This is a genomic window from Streptomyces sp. NPDC007162 (genome assembly GCF_040634175.1).
GTDB lineage: Bacteria > Actinomycetota > Actinomycetes > Streptomycetales > Streptomycetaceae > Streptomyces.
The window spans coordinates 1-5,137 of sequence record NZ_JBEYFC010000576.1 but is presented as its reverse complement, the minus strand read 5'-3'; the positions used below and the strand labels follow the sequence as shown (position 1 = coordinate 5,137).

At 67.7% G+C, this 5,137-nt stretch carries 6 protein-coding genes; all 6 read left to right on the top strand.

Annotated elements, in window-relative coordinates:
* Positions 1 to 663: cobalamin-dependent protein (locus tag ABZ646_RS39590; protein WP_360530477.1), on the top strand; the 663-nt coding region annotated here is incomplete at its 5' end.
* The gene (locus tag ABZ646_RS39585; RefSeq protein WP_360530474.1) at positions 660 to 1,625 is read left to right on the top strand and encodes a CoA ester lyase; all 966 of its coding nucleotides are present in this window, start codon (positions 660 to 662) and stop codon (positions 1,623 to 1,625) included. The genes ABZ646_RS39590 and ABZ646_RS39585, both read left to right, overlap by 4 nt.
* Positions 1,626 to 1,630: 5 nt before the next feature.
* Positions 1,631 to 2,137, top strand: coding sequence for a MaoC family dehydratase (locus tag ABZ646_RS39580; protein ID WP_132893286.1), 507 nt, complete (start codon positions 1,631 to 1,633; stop codon positions 2,135 to 2,137).
* A gap of 2 nt (positions 2,138 to 2,139) precedes the next feature.
* Positions 2,140 to 3,345, top strand: a complete 1,206-nt coding sequence (locus ABZ646_RS39575; RefSeq protein ID WP_360530469.1) for an acyl-CoA dehydrogenase family protein — start codon at positions 2,140 to 2,142, stop codon at positions 3,343 to 3,345.
* 169 nt (positions 3,346 to 3,514) lie between these two features.
* Complete coding sequence (locus ABZ646_RS39570) at positions 3,515 to 4,171, top strand: phosphatidylserine decarboxylase (protein ID WP_360530480.1); 657 nt, start codon at positions 3,515 to 3,517, stop codon at positions 4,169 to 4,171.
* 22 nt (positions 4,172 to 4,193) lie between these two features.
* Positions 4,194 to 5,018, top strand: a complete 825-nt coding sequence (gene pssA / locus ABZ646_RS39565; RefSeq protein ID WP_132893285.1) for a CDP-diacylglycerol--serine O-phosphatidyltransferase — start codon at positions 4,194 to 4,196, stop codon at positions 5,016 to 5,018.
* The last annotated feature ends 119 nt before the right edge of the window (positions 5,019 to 5,137 follow it).

The window sequence follows — 5,137 nt, the reverse complement described above, 5'->3', positions numbered from 1 at the left end:
CTGGAGCGCCTGAAGGAGGCCGCCAAGGGCACCGGCAACCTCATGGAGGCCACCCTGGAGTGCGCCCGCGCCGGCGTGACGACCGGGGAGTGGGCCGGGGCCCTGCGCGAGGTGTTCGGCGAGTTCCGGGCGCCGACAGGGGTCTCCTCGGCTCCCGTCGCGGTCCCCGTCGAGGCGGGCTCGGCGCTGGCCCGGGTGCGTGCCAAGGTGGACGCCACCGCCCGCGACCTGGGCAGCGGAAAGCTCCGCTTCCTGGTCGGCAAGCCCGGTCTCGACGGGCACTCCAACGGCGCCGAGCAGATCGCCGTACGGGCCAGGGACGCCGGCTTCGAGGTGGTCTACCAGGGCATCCGGCTCACCCCGGAGCAGATCGTGGACGCGGCGCTCGCCGAGGACGTGCACGCGGTGGGCCTGTCCATCCTGTCCGGGTCGCACGCCCAGCTGGTCCCGGACGTCCTGGAACGACTCCGTGTGGCGGGTGCCACAGATATACCGGTGATCGCCGGTGGCATCATCCCGAACGGTGATGCCGAGCAGCTCAGGGAAGCCGGAGTGGCCGCGGTCTTCACCCCGAAGGACTTCGACATCACCGGAATCATCGGCCGCATCGTCGACGAGATCCGGAAAGCGAACCAGCTCGACCCTCTGGAGGTCCCCGCATGACGACGCCCGTCAACCGTCTCCGTCCGCGGCGCTCGTGCCTGGCAGTACCCGGTTCGAACCCGCGCTTCCTGGAGAAGGCGCAGGGTCTCCCGGCGGACCAGGTCTTCCTTGACCTGGAGGACGCGTGCGCGCCGCTCGCCAAGCCGGAGGCGCGGCACACCATCGTCAAGTTCCTCAACGAGGGCGACTGGACCGGCAAGACGCGCGTGGTGCGCGTGAACGACTGGACGACCGAGTGGACGTACCGCGACGTCGTCACGGTCGTCGAGGGGGCCGGCCAGAACCTGGACTGCATCATGCTGCCGAAGGTGCAGACGGCCCAGCAGGTGGTCGCCCTGGACCTGCTGCTGACCCAGATCGAGAAGACCATGGGCTTCGAGGTCGGCAAGATCGGCATCGAGGCGCAGATCGAGAACGCGCAGGGCCTCAACAACGTCAACGAGATCGCGACGGCCTCCCAGCGCGTCGAGACGATCATCTTCGGCCCGGCCGACTTCATGGCGTCCATCAACATGAAGTCACTGGTGGTGGGCGAGCAGCCGCCCGGTTACCCGGCGGACGCCTACCACTACATCCTGATGAAGATCCTGATGGCCGCCCGCGCCAACAACCTCCAGGCGATCGACGGCCCCTACCTGCAGATCCGCAACGTCGAGGGTTACCGCGAGGTCGCCCAGCGTGCCGCGGCGCTCGGCTTCGACGGCAAGTGGGTGCTGCACCCGGGCCAGGTCGAGGCGTCCAACGAGATCTTCTCGCCGTCGCAGGAGGACTACGACCACGCCGAGCTGATCCTGGACGCGTACGACTACTACACGTCCGAGGCGGGCGGCAGGAAGGGCTCCGCGATGCTCGGCGACGAGATGATCGACGAGGCCAGCCGCAAGATGGCCCTGGTCATCTCCGGCAAGGGCCGGGCCGCCGGCATGCAGCGCACGTCGAAGTTCGAGATCCCGGAGGCCTGAGGGCGATGCAGTTCGGACGCACGTACGAGGAGTTCGAGGTCGGGGCGACGTACAAGCACTGGCCCGGGAAGACGGTCACGGAGTACGACGACCACCTGTTCTGTCTCCTCACCATGAACCACCACCCGCTCCACATGGACACGAACTACGCCGAGAAGACGACGGACTTCGGCAGGAACGTGGTGGTCGGCAACTACATCTACTCGCTGCTGCTCGGCATGTCCGTCCCGGACATCTCGGGCAAGGCGATCGCCAACCTGGAGATCGAGTCGCTCAAGCACGTGGCGCCGACCTTCCACGGCGACACGATCTACGGCCAGACGACCGTGCTCGACAAGTGGCCCTCCAAGTCGAAGAGCGACCGCGGGATCGTCCACGTCGAGACCAAGGGCTACAAGCAGGACGGCACGCTGGTGTGCGTCTTCCGCCGCAAGGTGATGGTGCCGACCGAGACGTACATCAAGGAGCGCGGCGGCGAGCAGCCCGGCCGCCCGGAACTTCAGGAGCGCTAGTCATGGCCCGTCTCGCCCAGACCGCCGGTCTGACCGACGTCCAGCAGGAGATCCTCTCCACCGTCCGCGACTTCGTGGACAAGGAGATCATCCCGGTCGCCACCGAGCTGGAGCACCGCGACGAGTACCCGCAGGCGATCGTCGACGGCCTCAAGGAGCTCGGCCTGTTCGGGCTGATGATCCCCGAGGAGTACGGCGGCCTGGGCGAGTCCCTCCTGACGTACGCGCTGTGCGTCGAGGAGATCGCCCGGGGCTGGATGTCCGTGTCCGGGATCATCAACACACACTTCATCGTGGCGTACATGCTCAAGCAGCACGGCACCCAGGAGCAGAAGGACCACTTCCTGCCGCGGATGGCGGCCGGCGACATCCGGGGCGCGTTCTCGATGTCGGAGCCGGGCCTCGGCTCCGACGTGTCCGCGATCACCTCCAAGGCGGTCAGGGACGGCGAGGAGTACGTCCTGAACGGCCAGAAGATGTGGCTGACGAACGGCGGCACCTCCTCGCTGGTGGCCGTCCTCGTACGAAGTGACGAAGGACACCCCGAGGGCACCGCGCCCCACAAGTCGATGACGACCTTCCTGGTCGAGAAGGAGCCCGGCTTCGGCGAGGTCCGCCCCGGCCTCACCATCCCGGGCAAGATCGACAAGATGGGCTACAAGGGCGTCGACACCACCGAGCTGATCATGGACGGCCTGCGGATTCCGGCCGATCGGGTGCTCGGCGGGGTCACCGGCCGAGGTTTTTACCAAATGATGGACGGAGTCGAGGTCGGCCGGGTCAACGTGGCGGCACGCGGCTGCGGTGTCGCACAGCGCGCTTTCGAACTCGGAGTCCAGTACGCCCAGCAACGTCACACTTTCGGCAGGGCGATCGCCCAGCACCAGGCCATTCAGTTCAAGCTGGCGGAGATGGCCACCAAGGTCGAGGCCGCCCATGCCATGATGGTCAACGCGGCACGCAAAAAGGACTCCGGGGAACGAAACGACCTTGAGGCGGGAATGGCGAAGTACCTCGCCTCCGAGTACTGCAAGGAGGTCGTGGAGGACGCCTTCCGGATCCACGGTGGCTACGGATTCTCCAAGGAGTACGAGATCGAGCGTCTCTACCGCGAGGCGCCGATGCTGCTGATCGGCGAGGGCACCGCCGAGATCCAGAAAATGATCATCGGCCGGAGGCTGCTCGAAGAGTATCGATTCCAGGGCTGATTGTCCGTATACGGGGTGTTTTCTTCGAGAAGAAGATCACACCCCGTCAACGGTCTTCGGCCGCCGACTCGGCTTCCTGGCTTGCCCAGTTGTGGCCCCCGACCGGTACGATCCCGGAAAGCCGCCGTCCCCGATTCCCGCGCGGCATCATCCGCTACGAAGGTCATCCATGCCCCACAGCCAAACCTCTGCACATCGAGACAGCCTGGCCGGCGTACGCCTCGCGCGCGGAGCATCGCCGTGGCTTCTCCCGACCGTCGCCACCGCAGCCGTCAGCCTCCTGCGCGCCCGTCGCTCCGGTGCCGCGAAGGCCGTCGCCGTGCCCGCCACCGCACTCGCGGCGGGCATGCTGTGGTTCTTCCGCGACCCCGAGCGTGAGATCGCCCCGGGCCGTGTCATCTCGCCCGCCGACGGTGTGGTGCAGAGCATCATGCCGTGGAAGGACGGTCGCACCCGCGTCGCGATCTTCATGAGCCCGCTCAACGTCCACGTCAACCGCGCGCCCCTGTCGGGCGAGGTGACGTCGGTGGAACACATCCCCGGTGGCTTCGTTCCCGCCTTCAACAAGGAGAGCGAGAACAACGAGCGCGTAGTCTGGCACTTCGACACCGAACTCGGCGACATCGAAATGATCCAGATCGCCGGCGCGGTGGCCCGTCGCATCGTGCCCTACGTCCCGCAGGGCACGAAGGTCGAGCAGGGCGACCGCATCGGTCTGATCCGGTTCGGCTCGCGCGTCGACATCTACCTGCCCGAGGGCGTGGAGGTCGCGGTCGAGGTCGGCCAGAAGACCGTGGCTGGGGTGACTCGCATTGACCGTGATTGATCCAGAGACCCAGGCGGGCTGGGTGCCCGAGGCCGACGAGATCGGCGACGACGAGGAGGAGATGCCGCTCTCTCTCCGCCTCTCGATAGCGGACACCCTCACCCTGGGCAACGCCACCTGCGGGTTCATGGCGGTGTACTTCACCACCACCGGCATCCTGATCCCGCACCTCACCGGGGACGACCAGTCGGCCGGCATGGCCCGCCACAGCGCGGCCACCGCGGTCATCCTGATGCTGTGCGCGGCGATCTTCGACCTGTTCGACGGCCTGGTGGCACGAAAGCTGCGCTCCTCCCCCATGGGCGCCGAGCTGGACAACCTGTCCGACCTGATCAGCTTCGGCCTCGCCCCGGCGTACTTCGTCCTCGTCTACGGCATGGTGGCGGACGACGCGTACCAGAAGGTGGCCGCGGTCGGAGCGGTCGTGGTGCTGCTGGCCGTGGTGCTGAGACTCGCGCGCTTCTCCTGCGTAACACCGCCGAACGGCATGTTCCAGGGCATGCCCTCGCCGTTCGGCGCGCTGACGGTGGTCTCGATCGTGCTCCTGGAGCTGCCGTTCTTCGCGACGCTGCTGGCGATCCTCGGCACGGCGTGGCTGATGGTCAGCCGGGTCGAGTACCCGAAGCCGCGCGGCCGTCTCGCGGTCGCGATGCTGTCCTGGATCGTCCTCGGCGTCGGCCTCCTGGCGGCCTGGGCCTTCGACGCCCCGGGCGGTCAGCTGCTCCTCCAGACCGGCTGTGCGCTGCAGCTGGTGACGGGCGCGGTGATCCCGCTGTTCGCCACGGCCCGCCGGGTGAACAACTTCCGCGACAACCGGCGTGAGGCACGGGCGGCGCAGCTGCCCTGATCCCGCCCGCACCGCCGACGGGTGTGGCCCTCCTGGTGTTCGGCGTGCTGCCCCGCCGCCGCCCGGAGGAGCTGTCCGCCGCCGTCTCCGGCTACTCCACGCTGGCAGGCGTGTCGGTC

Excerpts from the sequence above, each read along its gene's own strand:
- ABZ646_RS39585 (WP_360530474.1), top strand. The coding sequence starts at position 660 with ATGACGACGCCCGTCAACCGTCTCCGTCCGCGGCGCTCGTGCCTGGCA.
- ABZ646_RS39580 (WP_132893286.1), top strand. The coding sequence starts at position 1,631 with ATGCAGTTCGGACGCACGTACGAGGAGTTCGAGGTCGGGGCGACGTAC.
- ABZ646_RS39575 (WP_360530469.1), top strand. The coding sequence starts at position 2,140 with ATGGCCCGTCTCGCCCAGACCGCCGGTCTGACCGACGTCCAGCAGGAG.
- ABZ646_RS39570 (WP_360530480.1), top strand. The coding sequence starts at position 3,515 with ATGCCCCACAGCCAAACCTCTGCACATCGAGACAGCCTGGCCGGCGTA.